The 15059-nt window shown below is 61.0% G+C and carries 15 protein-coding genes; 8 read left to right on the forward strand and 7 right to left on the reverse strand.

Annotated features, from left to right (window positions below):
* The 7 genes from P2869_RS20250 (at position 1) to P2869_RS20280 (ending at position 6804) form a co-directional block, all read left to right on the forward strand.
* Positions 1-399, forward strand: a complete 399-nt coding sequence (locus P2869_RS20250) for a hypothetical protein (protein WP_277599337.1) — start codon at positions 1-3, stop codon at positions 397-399.
* 22 nt (positions 400-421) lie between these two features.
* Complete coding sequence (locus P2869_RS20255) at positions 422-901, forward strand: c-type cytochrome (RefSeq protein WP_277599338.1); 480 nt, start codon at positions 422-424, stop codon at positions 899-901.
* A gap of 127 nt (positions 902-1028) precedes the next feature.
* Positions 1029-3161 (forward strand): 4Fe-4S binding protein, encoded by a 2133-nt coding sequence (locus P2869_RS20260; RefSeq protein ID WP_277599339.1) that lies wholly within the window; start codon positions 1029-1031, stop codon positions 3159-3161.
* A 105-nt stretch (positions 3162-3266) separates the two neighbouring features.
* Positions 3267-3920, forward strand: coding sequence for a c-type cytochrome (locus P2869_RS20265; protein ID WP_277599340.1), 654 nt, complete (start codon positions 3267-3269; stop codon positions 3918-3920).
* Between the two features lie 75 nt (positions 3921-3995).
* On the forward strand, positions 3996-4616 hold the full coding sequence (petA, locus tag P2869_RS20270) for a ubiquinol-cytochrome c reductase iron-sulfur subunit (RefSeq protein ID WP_026121207.1): 621 nt from the start codon (positions 3996-3998) through the stop codon (positions 4614-4616).
* Positions 4617-6002 (forward strand): cytochrome bc complex cytochrome b subunit, encoded by a 1386-nt coding sequence (locus P2869_RS20275; protein ID WP_277599341.1) that lies wholly within the window; start codon positions 4617-4619, stop codon positions 6000-6002.
* Positions 6003-6024: 22 nt separating this feature from the next.
* Positions 6025-6804 carry a cytochrome c1 gene (locus P2869_RS20280; RefSeq protein WP_277599342.1) on the forward strand — a complete coding sequence of 260 codons (780 nt, stop codon included), beginning with the start codon at positions 6025-6027 and terminating at the stop codon, positions 6802-6804.
* A gap of 189 nt (positions 6805-6993) precedes the next feature.
* Here P2869_RS20280 and P2869_RS20285 read toward each other — a convergent pair whose 3' ends face one another.
* The 3 genes from P2869_RS20285 to P2869_RS20295 form a co-directional block, all read right to left on the reverse strand.
* Positions 6994-8301, reverse strand: coding sequence for a hypothetical protein (locus P2869_RS20285; RefSeq protein WP_277599343.1), 1308 nt, complete (start codon positions 8299-8301; stop codon positions 6994-6996).
* Positions 8301-8534, reverse strand: a complete 234-nt coding sequence (locus P2869_RS20290; protein WP_277599344.1) for a DUF2249 domain-containing protein — start codon at positions 8532-8534, stop codon at positions 8301-8303. The genes P2869_RS20285 and P2869_RS20290 overlap by 1 nt, the downstream gene beginning before the upstream one ends.
* Positions 8535-8726: 192 nt before the next feature.
* The gene (locus P2869_RS20295) at positions 8727-9698 is read right to left on the reverse strand and encodes an AraC family transcriptional regulator (protein WP_277599903.1); all 972 of its coding nucleotides are present in this window, start codon (positions 9696-9698) and stop codon (positions 8727-8729) included.
* A 94-nt stretch (positions 9699-9792) separates the two neighbouring features.
* Between P2869_RS20295 and P2869_RS20300 the strand changes: the two genes are divergently transcribed.
* Positions 9793-10626, forward strand: a complete 834-nt coding sequence (locus tag P2869_RS20300) for an oxidoreductase (protein ID WP_277599345.1) — start codon at positions 9793-9795, stop codon at positions 10624-10626.
* A 31-nt stretch (positions 10627-10657) separates the two neighbouring features.
* Here P2869_RS20300 and P2869_RS20305 read toward each other — a convergent pair whose 3' ends face one another.
* The 4 genes from P2869_RS20305 to P2869_RS20320 are packed head-to-tail and all read right to left on the reverse strand — an operon-like array spanning position 10658 to position 15039.
* Positions 10658-11485, reverse strand: a complete 828-nt coding sequence (locus P2869_RS20305) for an ABC transporter permease (protein ID WP_017777242.1) — start codon at positions 11483-11485, stop codon at positions 10658-10660.
* A gap of 30 nt (positions 11486-11515) precedes the next feature.
* Positions 11516-12769 carry an ABC transporter permease gene (locus P2869_RS20310; protein WP_277599904.1) on the reverse strand — a complete coding sequence of 418 codons (1254 nt, stop codon included), beginning with the start codon at positions 12767-12769 and terminating at the stop codon, positions 11516-11518.
* A gap of 40 nt (positions 12770-12809) precedes the next feature.
* A complete protein-coding gene (locus tag P2869_RS20315; protein ID WP_017777244.1) occupies positions 12810-13856 on the reverse strand; it encodes an ABC transporter substrate-binding protein in 1047 nt (348 codons plus the stop codon).
* A 1-nt stretch (position 13857) separates the two neighbouring features.
* Positions 13858-15039: an ABC transporter ATP-binding protein gene (locus tag P2869_RS20320; protein WP_277599346.1), complete on the reverse strand. Its 1182-nt coding sequence runs from the start codon at positions 15037-15039 to the stop codon at positions 13858-13860.
* Positions 15040-15059: the final 20 nt, after the last annotated feature.

Raw genomic sequence — 15059 nt, forward strand, 5'->3', positions numbered from 1 at the left:
ATGCTGCACCTTGAATTGAAGGAACAAATCGAGGCGACGTTCGATGCGACACAACTCGCGTCGATCACGCTATGCCGCGACGCGCTGGAGTTGCAACTGATCAACGGCGTCGATCTGACGCTGCGCTTTGCTGCGCCGCGCGAGTACGCGATGAACTGGCGCTGGGGCGAAGCTGCGATGCGCATCGACACCGCCCCACTGCACCGCACGCTCCGCACGTTCCCGAATCATCTGCATACGCCGGACGGCGACGCCGTCGACGATCCGGTCAGCCAGATCGATGCGGACCCGTGGCTCAACGTCCGTGTGCTGATCGAGCGGCTGCTCGCGCAACCGCTGCTCGGTTACGAACCATCGCTTGCCGATGTATTGCCGGCTGCGTCAGCTGACGCAGCTTGAAACCTGATTGAGGAGATAAGAGATGAAAGCTCGCAACCCGTTGATTGCTGGAATTGGATTTGCACTGACGCTCGGCCTGTCGGCTTGCGACAAGAGCGGCGCTGCTTCACAGGCCGCCGGCGCGGCACAAACATCGATTGCACCGGTGGCCTCCGTCACCGTGGTGGCCGCGGCAGCCCCTGCGACGGCGGCGCCTGCGACGGCAGCGGTGAATCCTGGTACGGCGACGGCGAGCGCCGATGCACCGAATCCCGCAGGGGAGAAGGTGTTCAAAAGCGTCTGTTTCATGTGCCACCAGACGGGCGCAGCGGGTGCGCCTGTTTTCGGCAACAAGGGTGACTGGGCGCCGCGCATTGCGAAAGGCAAACCCACGCTGTACAAGCACGCGCTTGAAGGGTTCACGGGCAATAACGGCACGATGCCTTCACGCGGCGGCAACCCGAGTCTGAAGGATGACGAAGTAAAGGCCGCAGTGGACTTCATGGTCTCCAAGGCGCAGTGACATGAGTGACGATGCTGTGCCGGCCGCGGTTCGCCGGCAGGCGCGGCGTCAGAAATCCGACCGGGCGACCTGCGGGACTTTCAGTTCCGGAAAAGCGGTGCCGCGCGGCCTTTTCAAAGCGACAAAAATGAAAGTATCGTTTTGGATCGTGGCATTGGTGCTGCTCTTCGCGGGCATGCCGCCGGCCTTCGCTTCTATCTACGAACAGGAGCTGCCGGATCAATTGTTCAGTCAACCCGAGATGTGCAAGTGGACCGACTGCGCGGGCGTACTGCCTGGCGCTACCGAGTTCTCTGCACGCAAGGGAAATCCGCCGTACGTCGAGGCCTACGCTAACGATGGCCACACGCGGGTGCTGAAAGGCTACGTGTTTCTGTCCACCGACATCGTCGATATTCAAGGCTACTCGGGTAAGCCCATCGTCACGCTGATCGGCATGGATACGAAAGGCGTGATCACGGGCGTCAGGGTACTCAAGCATAGCGAGCCCATCTTGCTGGTCGGTATTCCCGAGAGCAAGCTCCTCACATTTCTGCATCAATATGTGAGCCGGTTTGCTGGCGCGCGATTCGAGATCGGGCGTAGCGATGCGGGTAGCACGAGCCTTGACGCCATTTCCGGGGCCACCGTGACGGCCATCGCGGAGAACCAGTTGATTTCGCGTTGCGCCGTTGCCGTCGCAAGCCAGGTCGGCATCGTGAAGGAAACCATTCTCCCGCAGGCGAGGTTGCTGCCGGCGGTCGCGCGTTACGGGTGGCAGGCGCTCGTCGACATGGGGGCTGTGCAGCATCTGGCCGTTCATGCGAGCGACGTTGGCGCCGCGGATACCGGTTCGCCCTACCTCGACCTGTACTACGGTTACCTGAATGCACCTGCCATCGGCAGGAGTATTCTGGGTGACTACGACTACGCGCAGTTGATGAGCCGGCTCAAATCCGGCGAACAGGCGCTCTTCGTCGTTGCAAACGGTACGGAGTCGTTCAAGGGATCGGGGTTCGTACGCGGTGGCATTTACGACCGTATCCAGGTGCGCCAGGGAATCAACGCGTTCACCTTCAAGGACTCCGATTATCTGAACCTGTACTCGTTGCAGGCCTCGGGTGCTCCGTCGTTCAATGAAACGGGCATCTTCATTGTGCGTAGCATGAAGTTCAGCGCGGCCTACCCGTGGAAGTTCGTATTCCTCGGTCATAAGATCGACAAGGAAACCGGCGCAAAGAACTTCTCGGCATTCAATTCGCCGTACTGGCTGCCGGCGCGCTTTCTTCAAGGCGGCCACCCGCATGTAGACGAGGAAACGCCCGCCTGGCAGAACGCCTGGCGCGCCAAGCGTCTGCAAATCGGCCTGTTCATCGGTTGGGCCGCAGCCGTCATGCTCTTCTTTGCCACGCGCGACCGCTGGGTACGCAAGGCGAAGCGTGCGGACAAACGCTGGGTTTCGTGGCCCAAGACAGCAAGCTGGCTCATTGCCATTGGTTTCGCTGGATGGTACGAGCTGGCGCAACCGTCGATTACCCAGGTGCTCACATTCGTCCACTCGCTGTTCGGTGGCTGGAATCTGGGGCTCTTTCTTTCCGACCCGTTCATCTTCGTGTTCTGGATCGTGATTGCGGTCACGGTGTTCGTCTGGGGGCGCGGGCTCTTTTGCGGCTGGATGTGCCCGTTCGGCTCGATGTCGGAGTTGCTCTACAAGATCGCCCGCGCGACCGGGCTGAAGAAGCTGCAACGCAAGCTTCCCATGCGACTGCACAACACGCTACGCAAGCTCAAGTACGTTGTGTTCGCCGTGCTGCTCGCCGTATCGTTTTTCTCGATGCCGTGGGCCGAAAAGCTCGCGGAGATCGAGCCGTTCAAGACGACTTTCCTTGTCGGCGTGATGAACCGGTCGTGGCCGTTCGTGCTGTTCTGGGCCATCGTCGTGGGTGCGTCGATCTTCATCGAGCGGCCGTTCTGCAAATATCTGTGTCCGCTCGGCGCGAGCCTCGCACTGCCTGGTCGTTTGCGCTTCCTCAAGTTGCGTCGCAAGCCAGAATGCACGACGTGCCATGCGTGCGCGGCAGGCTGCGGATCGCAGGCTATCGACGATGCAGGGCGGATCGACCAGATGGAATGCATGCTGTGTCTGGACTGCATGGTGCTGTACTACGACGAGCACACATGCCCGCCGCTATCGAAAGAAAGAAAACGGCGCGAGAAGCAGGGGCTACCGTTGACGCCGGTCGGAAAAGACGGCCATTACATTCCAATCAAGCCGATCTGATCTGCCATCCTTAGCGATTTCTTTGTGGATCCATTTTGCGCGGCGAGGCAGTAAGGGCCTCGTCGTGACTTGCTCAATCTATAACTCCCATGAAGCGGGGCGCGAATGAATCGAATGTGCGGGACTTGGGCAGTGTTTCAGTTGGCGGTTGTATTGTCGGGTTGGACTGTCTTAGGGCACGCGGCCGAACTCGAGAAGCCGGATGCCAATCGAGGCAAGGTCATCGTTACCCAGGTATGCGCGGCATGCCACGGCGCAGACGGTAACAGCGCGGTGGACACTTATCCGAAACTCGCGGGACAGCACGCCGAATACCTCGCCAAACAACTCAGGGATTTCAAGGCGCGCGCCGATGCAACGCAACCGGCCCGCAACAACGCGATCATGGCAGGCATGGCGGGTGCGCTGTCCGATCAGCAGATCGCGGACGTAACGGTGTATTTCGCATCGCAGACGCCGAAGCCCGGCTACGCGCATGACAGGGACGCCATTGCACTGGGGCAGAAGATCTATCGCGGCGGGATTGTCGAAAAGAGCGTGCCTGCTTGTGCTGCCTGCCACGGGCCCAGTGGCCAGGGCATTCCCTCCCAATTCCCACGCCTCTCAGGGCAATGGGCGACCTACACGGCCAGTCAGTTGAACGCGTTCAGTCAGGGGCCGGGCGCGCGCGACAACAGCCCTACGATGCATGCCATCGCATCGCGTCTGTCGGATAACGAAATAAAAGCGGTTTCCGACTACATATCGGGGCTGCACTAAGGCGCCTGCATTAGCCGGGACTCGTCGCCCTGGAAGCGATTCAAGCAAAAATTCAATCTGGAAATGAGGAGTGTGATGCCAGTTCACGAAGATGACCGCGTCGACAGCAGCCGCCGTACGTGGCTGATAGCGACGTCCGTAGCAGGTGGCATAGGAGGCGTGGCCACTGTCGTACCCTTCGTTAGTTCGTTTGCACCATCGGAGAAGGCCAAAGCGGCGGGTGCGCCGGTCGAGGTGGACATCAGCAACCTGAAGCCCGGCGAGATGATGACGGTGGCCTGGCGCGGCAAGCCGGTCTGGATCCTGAACCGCACGGACCGCATGCTCGCGGACATCCAGAAGGCCGACAGCGAGGTGGCCGATCCGCAGAGCAAAAATCCCTTTTCGATGCCCGAGCCGGCGTACTGCAAAAACGAGTTCCGCTCGCGTGCCGAGCACAAAAACATCCTCGTGGCGGTGGCCGTGTGCACGCATCTGGGCTGCACGCCGACGCCGCGCTTCCAGGAGGGCGCGCAGCCGAACCTGCCCGACGACTGGCCGGGCGGTTTCCTGTGCCCCTGCCACGGTTCGACCTACGACCTCGCGGGCCGCGTGTTCAAAAACAAGCCCGCGCCGCAGAACCTCGACATCCCGCCCTACATGTTCACCTCGGCCACGCAGCTGGTGATCGGCAGGGACGAAAAAGGAGAAGCGTAAATGGCGAGCGGCACTGAACACGAGGTAGAGACCACGGGGCTCACCGGCTGGGTCGACCGGCGCTTCCCGCTGACCGAGACATGGAAGGCGCATCTCTCGGAGTACTACGCGCCGAAGAACTTCAACTTCTGGTACTTCTTCGGCTCGCTGGCGCTGCTGGTGCTGGTCAACCAGATCGTCACGGGCATCTTCCTGACGATGAACTACAAGCCCGACGCGACGCTGGCGTTCGGCTCGGTGGAGTACATCATGCGCGAGGTGCCGTGGGGGTGGCTGATCCGCTACCTGCATTCCACGGGCGCGTCGATGTTCTTCGTGGTGGTGTACCTGCACATGTTCCGCGGGCTGCTGTACGGGTCGTACCGCAAGCCGCGCGAGCTGGTGTGGATCTTCGGCTGCGCGATCTTCCTGTGCCTGATGGCCGAGGCGTTCTTCGGCTACCTGCTGCCGTGGGGCCAGATGTCGTACTGGGGCGCGCAGGTGATCGTGAACCTGTTCTCGGCGATCCCGTTCATCGGCCCGGACCTGTCGCTGTGGATCCGCGGCGACTACGTGGTCTCGGACGTCACGCTCAACCGGTTCTTTGCGTTCCACGTGATCGCGATCCCGCTGGTGCTGCTGGGGCTGGTATTCGTGCACCTGATCGCGCTGCACCAGGTGGGCTCGAACAACCCGGACGGCATCGAGATCAAGGCGAAGAAGGACGCGCAGGGGCGCCCGCTCGACGGCATCCCGTTCCATCCGTACTACTCGGTGCACGACTTCATGGGCGTGTGCATCTTCCTGATGGTGTTCGCCGCGATCGTGTTCTTCGCGCCGGAGATGGGCGGGTACTTCCTGGAGGCGAACAACTTCATCCCGGCCAACCCGCTGCAGACGCCGCCGGAGATTGCGCCGGTGTGGTACTTCACCGCGTTCTACGCGATGCTGCGCGCGACCACGGACCCGTTCAAGATTGTGCTGATGGTCGTGATCGGGCTGCTGGGGCTGCTGGCGCTGGCGAGGGCGCGCGGGAAATGGCGGCTGGGGCTGCCGGTGCTCGCGGTGCTGGTGATCGTCGCGATGTACTTCACGGAATCGAAGTTCTGGGGCGTGGTGGTGATGGGCGGCGCGGTGGTGTCGCTGTTCTTCCTGCCCTGGCTGGACCGCTCGCCGGTGAAGTCGATCCGCTACCGGCCGCTGTTCCACAAGGTGTTCTACGGGATCTTCGTGCTGGCGTTCCTGACGCTGGCGTTCCTCGGCACGAAGCCGCCGTCGCCGGCGGCCACGCTGGTGGCGCAGGTGTGTGCGCTGGTGTACTTCGCGTTCTTCCTCGGCATGCCGTTCTGGACGCGGCTTGGCACGTTCAGGGAGCCGCCGGAGCGGGTGCGGTACAAGCCCCATTAACCGCGAACGAGGACAACCGGACATGAAGACATTGCTTGCAGGGTTCGCGCGTGCGGGCGCGGCCGGGGTTGCACTGGTGCTGGCGCTGCTGGTGGCAGCGGTGCCGGGGCGGGTGATGGCCCAGGAGAATATTCCGCTCGACCGCGCGCCCGATAACGGCGAAAATCTTGCCTCGCTGCAGCATGGGGCGCAGCTGTTCGTCAACTACTGCCTGAACTGCCACAGTGCGAACCTGATGCGCTACAGCCGGCTGCAGGACATCGGCATTGCGCAGAAGGAGATCCAGGCGAACCTGCTGTTCACCACCGACAAGGTGGGCAACACGATGACGGTGGCCATGCGGCCCGATGACGCGAAGGCGTGGTTCGGGGCGGCGCCGCCGGACCTGTCGGTGGAGGCGCGGGCGCGCGGGCGCGACTGGCTGTACACGTACCTGCGCAGCTTCTACCGCGACCCGACGCGGCCCACGGGCTGGAACAACCTGGTGTTCCCCAACGTGGGCATGCCGCACGTGCTGTGGCAGCTGCAGGGGCAGCGCGCGGCGAAGTTCGAGGACGTGGTGGACGAGCGCACGGGCGAGAAGGAGCATCGCTTTGCGGGCTACGACCAGCTCACGCCAGGGGCGCTGTCGCGGGTGGATTATGATTCTGCGGTGGCGGACCTGGTGGCGTACCTGTCGTGGATGTCCGAGCCGCAGCAGAAGGCGCGCCGGCAGATCGGGGTGTGGGTGCTGCTGTTCCTGGGCCTGCTGAGCTTTTTTGCCTGGCGACTGAACACCGCTTACTGGAAAGAGATCAAATAATGGCCCAGTCGTTTCCGCGGCGACTGGCCTGACCTCCGTCTTCACGACTGCCCCCGCAACGTGCCGGAATTTTCATGAAGCGACTCGCATGAGTTGCACATGAAGGCGTGGGGGCAGCTGTTCGATTGTTTGCATCGCGAACTATCACCAGCACGTGCCAGCGATACCTGGATAACAGATGCCGCCTGTTCAGCGAGCGTTCGATTCGATCGATGCGATCTGACGCTTGGCGAGCAAATACAGCCGGATAGCGCCGATCACGTTGATGCCCAGCCATACCGCTGAGCCCCCTGCCGCCAGCGCACCCATGCGTGCAAATGCGATAGGCCGAACACTGGCAGCCAGCAGGAGAAACAGGGCGAGCAGATGCGCCCAGAATTGCCTTTGTGCCATGCGATCCGGAATCATGTCTTTGACCTTGGGCACGATGGCTATGGGAGCGGTCCTGAGCGAGTTTTGAGCGTGATACCAGAGCAAAAATGGAATGATCTTGTACAGCATGCCGTTGATTGATGACCACGCCACGCCGAAGATGAACAATACACCCAGCGTGATGGCCCCCGGTGGATTGCCGGTTGCGGTCTGCACCATCCACAGCGGCGCACAGCACACGAGACTCACCATGGCCGTGCGCCAGAACAGCGTAGTGGCGTCATATCCCGAACGTTTTCGTGTCCACAACAGGTACAGGGTAACGGCCGCAAATATCGCGTAGGCGAAAAACAATAGAAACCCTAACGATTTTTCAACCCGGGGGAATATCGCGGCATTGAAAGAGATCGCCACAAGCAACACGAAGATAAAGGGCGCAAGTCCGCGTGCAAGCGTTCGGGGATAGACATCCGTCACCTGAAACATGGGAATCAGCTGGTAAGCAATGCCCATCGTCAGCAATCCCACCCAGCCTGATAGACCCCACATGGCATGAAGGTCCGTGAGCATGATCAATGGAAGCGGCACAGACCAGACTTGCGAGCCAGCCAGAATGGCGCCCAGGACCGTGGTTGCGAGCAAGGCGATGAGTGCCAGCCGGGTGGCATTGAGCACGTCGCCGGAACCCTTGAATGCTTCGTCGCGATGTTGCCAAAAGCCCGTGAAGCATGCGGCAAGCAACCAGAGAAGCGCGGCTGAAAGCAGCAGCAACGCCGGCAGGAAGAGCCGTTGTAAGGAAAAGAGGAAAGCCGCCGAGAGCGTCAGCGTGCCCAGCGTAAGTAGCGCATGGACGGCCATGGCGGTCACGTGCGTCCATGCAATTCGTACGCCGGTGGCTACAGGAAGTATCTGGATCAACGCACCTGTCATCACGCTGGTGAGGATGCCCAGCGTGAAGAGGTGCGTGAGCGCGAGAGAAGCGGGCGACCAGCGCGACGTGAATGCATCGGGCCCGTCCCACAGCAAAAGGCCTGCCGCCAGCAATGCAAATAGCGGCGCGTTGAGAAAGAACCGCAGCGGCACGGAAAGCGTCGGCGAACCGTCGAGAGAAAGCTGACGCCGCATCACTGCCCCTGCCAGATACAGATTTCCCGGCAGCCGTCGATCATCACATCGACGCTGTACTCGAAGCCGTTCCTCCTGAGTATGCCGTAGAGCGGCACCGGTTCGCGATCGATCACCATGTGCAAGTAGCGATCTCGCTGCAACGACCCTAGCGCATCCAGAACACGTTCCAGCGGCTCTGGCGGGTCGAGGCCGCGAAGGTCGAGAGTCGTCTCGCAAATGGATGGTTTCATCGGAAATACTTCATGTGTAGCGCTGTTTCGCGCAGTATGCGCGGCGGGACTCAGCCACGTAACAGTACCCGAGTGTGCAAAAGTTTCGCCAGATAACCTTATCCGCGTCGCATGTAAAACGTTCATGGTGTCTGTTGCGGCGTGAACTCCTAAGCCCTGGCCTTGGCGAGAGACCTCACGGCTTACCGGTGCTTAGTGCGACGAGACGTAGGTTGCGTGCGGGAACGCAGGCGCAATCGCGAAGTTCTCGCGCATGCGCTTCGTCTCCGCCGCAGGGGTCAAGCCGAACAGGCGCTTGAACTCTCTGCTGAACTGGGACGGGCTCGTGTAGCCCACCGCGAGGCTCGCGGCTTCCGCGGTCAGGTCTTCGCGAACCATCAAGAGCCGGGCTTGATGCAGACGCGTCGATTTCACGTACTGCATCGGCGATACCTGCGTGATGGTCTTGAAATGATGGTGGAAGCTTGGAGGGCTCATGCCCGCTTCGTCGGCAAGCAGCTTCACGTCGAGCGACTGCGCGTAGCGCGCGTGAATGAGGCGCAGTGCCTGGCCGATCTTTCCGAACTGTCCTCGCATCGACAAGGCCTCACGCATCGAGCCTCCCTGAGGCCCGGTGAGTACGCGGAAATACAGCTCGCGCAGCAACCCAGGGCCCAATACGGCGGCTTCAAGCGGCTTGCGCATCGCGTCGAGGAGGCGCAGTACGGACGCTGACATCGTGTTGTCCATCGGCGTCGACATCATGCTCAATGGTGGTTGTGCATTCGCTGTTCCACCTTCGCTGTCGATCTGCGCCGCGAGTTCGGCAGCCATGACGAAGTCGAGATGCAAATACAGCGCAAGCAGCGGACGCTGCGCCGTTGCGTCCGTTTCCATGCTGAACGGAACGGGCACCGAAACGGCCAGATAGTGATGCTCGTCATAGAGATAGAGTTGGTCGCCGAAGTAACCTCGCTTGCGACCCTGGCAGACGATCACGATGCCCGGGTCGTAAAGGACCGGCGTGCGTGAAAGCGGGCGATTCGAACGCAGAATGCGCACGCCCCGTAGCGGTGTCAGGTTGTAGCCTTCCTCGGGCGCCAACGCGTGCAGCAAGGCAACCAGGCGCTTGCGGTCGCTCCGGGAGCGCTCTGGACCAGATGTCGAGGCACGCTTCGTGCTCATAGTTTTGTGCAAGAAAAACAGGGGAATTTGGCTTATACCGTCGTGGTTGAAAGAGTAGCATGCATTCTCCAATTGACATCCGGGAGAAGCTTCCGTGGCATCCAGCAAAATTTTGCTCATCACAGGCGTCAGCAGCGGTTTTGGCCGCGCGCTCGCCGAAGAGGCCCTGTCGGAGGGGCACACAGTTGTCGGGACTGTACGCAGTAACGAGGCAAAGCGTGATTTCGAGTCTTTGTCTGCGAACGCCGCATTTGCGCGCGTACTTGACGTGACCGACTTCGATGCGATCGACGGCATTGTGCGGGACATCGAGACGTCTGTCGGCCCTGTGGACGTACTCGTGAACAATGCGGGTTATGGGCACGAAGGTATCGTGGAGGAATCGCCGTTGTCGGAACTGCGCAGGCAATTCGACGTGAACGTGTTCGGCGCAGTCGCCATGATCAAGGCCGTGCTGCCATTCATGCGTGAACGCCGACGCGGTCACATCCTGAACATCACGTCGATGGGCGGCTTCATTACGATGCCGGGAATTGCTTACTATTGCGGGAGCAAATTCGCCCTGGAGGGCATCTCCGAGGCGCTCGGCAAAGAGGTCAAACCGCTCGGCATTGCGGTGACGGCCGTGGCGCCCGGCGGGTTTCGCACCGACTGGGCGGGCCGCTCGATGACACGAACACCGCGGTCGATTCCGGACTACGACGAAGTTTTCGATCCTGTGCGCAAAGCGCGCGCGGAGCGAAGCGGCAAGCAGCCGGGAGACCCGAAGAAAGCGGCGCGCGCAATGCTCACCGCGATTGCTTCGGATCATCCGCCTGCGCATCTGTTGCTTGGCACCGATGCGATCGGGTTGGTGCGAAACAAGCTGTCGGCATTGGCCGAAGAGATTCAGGCGTGGGAGGCCGTTACTGTCTCGACGGACTGTTGAAAACCGCAGACGTTTCCGATACCGCGGGCGGTCAGACCAACGCCTGACTGGCCGCGGCCGCGCGCCCGCGCAGCCAGTTGATGCTCGCGAACAGCAGCACGGCAAAAACAATGAGCATGGTTGCCACGGCCAGAATCGACGGATCGATCGAATCGCGAATGCCGCTCCACATCTGGCGAGGAACGGTCTTTTGTTCCGGGCCGCCAATGAAAAGAATCACGATGACTTCATCGAACGAGGTGGCGAAAGCGAACACACTGCCCGTTGCCACAGCGGGCGTAATGAGCGGCAAGGTGACGCGACGAAACGCGGTCCACGGTGCTGCGCCAAGACCGGACGCGGCACGCAGCAGGCTTTGATCGAACGAAAGCAACGAGGCCGTCACCGTGATGACGACAAACGGCGTGCCGAGCGCCGCATGCGCGAGCACGACCCCTGGATAGGAATTGACGAGCCCTAGCGGCGCGAAGATCAGGTAGAACCCCGAAGCAACGACGACAATCGGCACGATCATTGGCGATATGACGATGGGCATGATGACCGCGCGCAACGGGAATTGCGAGCGCGACAGGCCCAACGCGGCGAGCGTGCCGAGGCATGTCGCGATCAACGTGGAAGCTGCGCCAATGCCAATGCTGTTTAGCAACGCGCGTTGCCAGTCCGCGCTCGTCAGGGCCTGTTCGTACCAGCGGAACGAAAAACCCTGCAATGGATAGGAGAAGTACGAGCCCGAGTTGAACGAGAGCGGGATGATGGCGAGAATCGGCGCGACCAGAAAGAACAGCACGATCGCGGAGTGCACGCGTACCCAGCGTGCGGCAATGCGCTCCGTCAGCACCGTATTGCGTTTGTCTTGCATGAGTTTTCCTTCCAGGCGGAGCGACCTCGATCAACCGAACCGCAAGCGGTCGATGCCGACAATACGGTTGAAAAGAAAATAGAAAATCGCCGTAAAGATCACGAGATAGGCCGACAGCGCACCCGCGAGTCCCCAATTGAGCTGCGTGTTGGTTTGAGTGGCGATGAGCTGGCTGATCATCTCGTCCCCGGCACCACCGAGCAGTGCGGGCGTGATGTAGTAGCCGAGCGCGAGCACGAAGACGAGGAAGCATCCCGCACCGACGCCAGGTAGCGTCTGCGGCATATAAACTCTCACGAACGCCGTGAACGGATGTGCACCGAGTGACTTCGCGGCGCGTACATAAACAGGCGGCACGCTCTTCATCACGGAATAAATGGCGAGAATCATGTAAGGCAATAGCACATGGGTCATGCCGATCAACACGCCCGTGCGATTGAAGACGAGCGGGATGGGATGCGATGCAATGCCGAGTCCGGACAGCACGCCGTTGACCACACCGCCGGGTTGCAGCAACACGTACCATGCTGTCGTGCGCACGAGCAGTGACGTCCAGAACGGGACGATGACGAGAAGCATCAAACGGTTGCTGCTTTTTGCGGGAAGATTTGCGAGCAGCCATGCCACCGGATAGCCGAGCACGAGGCAGAACAGCGTAACGGTTGCGCTGATCCCTATCGTGCGTCCGAAGGCTTCCCGATAGACGGACGCATTGGCGGGCATCGATGCGATCGAGCCCTGCGGCGTGACCTGTGCATCGACGGCGGCAAGCAGATAGTCGGGCGTCGGGGATTCGGCGGCCCGCTTCAGCAAGCGCCATATTTCAGGCGAATTCCAGCGTTCGTCGATCTCGATCAGCGCGGGTTTCCACGCAGGCGGCGTATCGTCGTGAACGTTGCGGGCAGTGCGCATCAACAAGCTGCGAAACTCGGGCAGCGCGAAGTTCAGCCGCCGCGCGACCGTGCCGAGCTGTTCGTTTTCCTGCGCTTCTTTCAAACCGGCTGCAAGCAGCGCGAAGATGTGCTCGTCGGGCACGCCGTGGCCGTCCCACGCATTCAATGCACGCGTGAGCGCAGGCATGCTGTCGGCGAGTTCGTGGTTCTGCACGCTGCGTGAAAGCAGCAGCAGAATCGGGGCGATGAATGTCGAGAGGAGAAATACGATCAGCGGCAATGCGAGGAGAAGCGCCCGCATCGATGCGCGCCGTTGCGCCTTGTTATAGGACGCACGTCCATCGGCTCTCGTTCGAGAATCGGTGATCGAAGCGTGTATCGATGCGGGCATGTTCGTCATCTCGCCTTGCTTGAGTCTTATTGCTTGGGTCTTATTGAGTCAGCCAGACCTGGAAACGCTTGTTGATCGCGTCGGCGTTATCGGCCCAGAAGTTTGCGTTGATCTGTACCGCGCGCTTGAAGTTTTCCGGCGCGGTCGGCATGTCGGCGAGTCGCTGCTTGTCGACCAGCGCTACCGCGTCTTTGCGAGGCGGCGCATACGCGATGTACTTCGCCAGATCTGCGGACGCCTTGGGCTGAGCCTGCGACACGATGAATTTCGCCGCCGTATCCGCGTGCTTCGCGCCATTCGGAATGCCCCACCATTCGAAGTCGTAGACCTGCGCATCCCAGACCGTCTTGAACGGCTTGTGGTCGTTCTTCACTGCGCCGTCGATGCGACCGTTATAGGCTTGCACCATGACGACCGCGCCGTCGGCGAGTAGCTGCGGCGCCTGCGCGCCCGACTCCCACCACACGATGTCTTTCTTGATGGTGTCGAGCTTCTTGAAGGCGCGATCAACGCCAGCGGGCGTGCCGAGCACCTTATAGACATCCTTGGGCGCCACGCCATCGGCAATCAGCGCCCATTCCATCGCCACCTTCGGCGACTTGCGCAAACCGCGCTTGCCGGGGAATTTCTGCACGTCGAAGAAGTCGTTGACGGTGGTCGGTGCGGTTTTCAGCTTGCTTGTGTCGTAGGCATAGACCGTGGACCACACCATGCTGGCAACCGCGCAATCGCTGATGGAGCCCGGAATGAAGTCGCTGGTCTTGCCGAGCGATTTCTTGTCGAACTTCTTGAGCAGCCCCTCGTCGCAGGCGGTGATCGCGTCGTTGGTTTCCAGATCGATCAGGTCCCACGTCGTGTTCTTCGCCTGCTCCATTGCGGACAGCTTCGCGAGGCCGCCGTCATACGATTCGAGCGAGAACTGCGTGCCGGTGGATTGGGTGAACGGATCCATCCACGCCTTTTTGGCTGCGGCTTCGAATGCGCCGCCGAATGTGACAACGTTCAGCGTTTCTGCAGCCTGCGTGGTCACGGTGGAAAATGCGAGTACGGCAAGTGCGGCGCATTGTGCTTTGAGTCGGGTGCGCATGTCAGTTGGCTCCTGCGGGTGCGGTCGTGATGAGGGAAGGTGAGGGAGTGGCGGGAGAACGGATGGCGGGCGCACGCGCGGGCGCGCTCGTTGCGAGAATCTTGCAGTCGTCGTGGCGCCATGCGACTTCGATGGTGTCGCCGGAAGCCGGCAAAGTATGGCGCTGCGTATTAGGTACCTTCACGACGATGGAATCGCTCGCGCCAAGCGTTAGATGCACGCGGTGATGATCGCCGCAATACACGAGTTCTTCGACGCGAGCGCGCACGATGTTGTTATGTTCATCCGCATGCGAGCCTTCCACGGCCGGGATGTGCGCGCGTTCGGGGCGCAGCGCAAGCATGGCTTCGTCGCCAACGCGCAGGCCGCGCTCGCATCGTCCGCGAATGATGCTGCCGTCGGAGAGCGCAAGCGTGGCCCAGTTGTCGTCGCAACTCACGACGCGTCCCGCCAAACCGTTGTTCTCGCCCACGAAGTTCGCGACGAACGCATTCTGCGCGTTCTCGTAGAGTTCGCTGGGCGTTGCCGCTTGTTGAATGCGACCATCGGAGAAAACGGCGACACGATCGGACATCGTCAATGCTTCGGCCTGATCGTGTGTGACATAGACGATCGTCAGCGACAACTCGCGATGCAGGCGCATGATTTCGTATTGCATCGTTTCGCGCAGACGCTTGTCGAGCGCGCCGAGCGGCTCGTCCATCAGTACCACGCTCGGTTCGAACACGAGCGCCCGGGCGAGTGCGACGCGCTGTTGCTGTCCACCTGAAAGCTGCGCAGGCCGGCGATTGGCGAGATGCGGCAACTCGATCATGTCGAGCGCGCGCTTGACACGTGTTTTTTGTTCCGCGCGGCTCACGCGCCGAACGGAAAGCGGAAACGCCACGTTCTCGGCGATGGTCAGATGCGGAAACAGCGCGTAGTTCTGAAACACCATGCCGATGTCGCGCTGATGCGGCGGCTTGTCGTCCAGCCGCTTGCCATCCAGTCGGATCTCGCCTTGCGTAGGCGATTCGAAGCCGGCAAGCATCATCAGCGTGGTCGTCTTGCCCGAGCCCGATGGCCCCAGCAGCGACAGGAATTCTCCCTCGCGCACGTCGAGGTTCAGATCATCGACGACATAGTTCGCGCCATCGTACGATTTGCTCACGCCCGAGAACGAAATGAAGGAAGGGTTTGACATCGTGATGGCGTCCTGTCTTT

The sequence above is a fragment of the Paraburkholderia sp. SUR17 genome, from assembly GCF_029536165.1.
GTDB classification, from domain to species: domain Bacteria; phylum Pseudomonadota; class Gammaproteobacteria; order Burkholderiales; family Burkholderiaceae; genus Paraburkholderia; species Paraburkholderia kururiensis.

Coding starts and splice junctions, on each gene's coding strand:
- P2869_RS20290 (WP_277599344.1), bottom strand. CDS start 8,534: ATGAAACCATCCATTTGCGAGACGACTCTCGACCTTCGCGGCCTCGAC.
- P2869_RS20250 (WP_277599337.1), top strand. CDS start 1: ATGCTGCACCTTGAATTGAAGGAACAAATCGAGGCGACGTTCGATGCG.
- P2869_RS20320 (WP_277599346.1), bottom strand. CDS start 15,039: ATGTCAAACCCTTCCTTCATTTCGTTCTCGGGCGTGAGCAAATCGTAC.
- petA (WP_026121207.1), top strand. CDS start 3,996: ATGCCAGTTCACGAAGATGACCGCGTCGACAGCAGCCGCCGTACGTGG.
- P2869_RS20280 (WP_277599342.1), top strand. CDS start 6,025: ATGAAGACATTGCTTGCAGGGTTCGCGCGTGCGGGCGCGGCCGGGGTT.
- P2869_RS20305 (WP_017777242.1), bottom strand. CDS start 11,485: ATGCAAGACAAACGCAATACGGTGCTGACGGAGCGCATTGCCGCACGC.
- P2869_RS20260 (WP_277599339.1), top strand. CDS start 1,029: ATGAAAGTATCGTTTTGGATCGTGGCATTGGTGCTGCTCTTCGCGGGC.
- P2869_RS20310 (WP_277599904.1), bottom strand. CDS start 12,769: ATGCCCGCATCGATACACGCTTCGATCACCGATTCTCGAACGAGAGCC.
- P2869_RS20255 (WP_277599338.1), top strand. CDS start 422: ATGAAAGCTCGCAACCCGTTGATTGCTGGAATTGGATTTGCACTGACG.
- P2869_RS20265 (WP_277599340.1), top strand. CDS start 3,267: ATGAATCGAATGTGCGGGACTTGGGCAGTGTTTCAGTTGGCGGTTGTA.
- P2869_RS20285 (WP_277599343.1), bottom strand. CDS start 8,301: ATGCGGCGTCAGCTTTCTCTCGACGGTTCGCCGACGCTTTCCGTGCCG.
- P2869_RS20315 (WP_017777244.1), bottom strand. CDS start 13,856: ATGCGCACCCGACTCAAAGCACAATGCGCCGCACTTGCCGTACTCGCA.
- P2869_RS20295 (WP_277599903.1), bottom strand. CDS start 9,698: ATGAGCACGAAGCGTGCCTCGACATCTGGTCCAGAGCGCTCCCGGAGC.
- P2869_RS20275 (WP_277599341.1), top strand. CDS start 4,617: ATGGCGAGCGGCACTGAACACGAGGTAGAGACCACGGGGCTCACCGGC.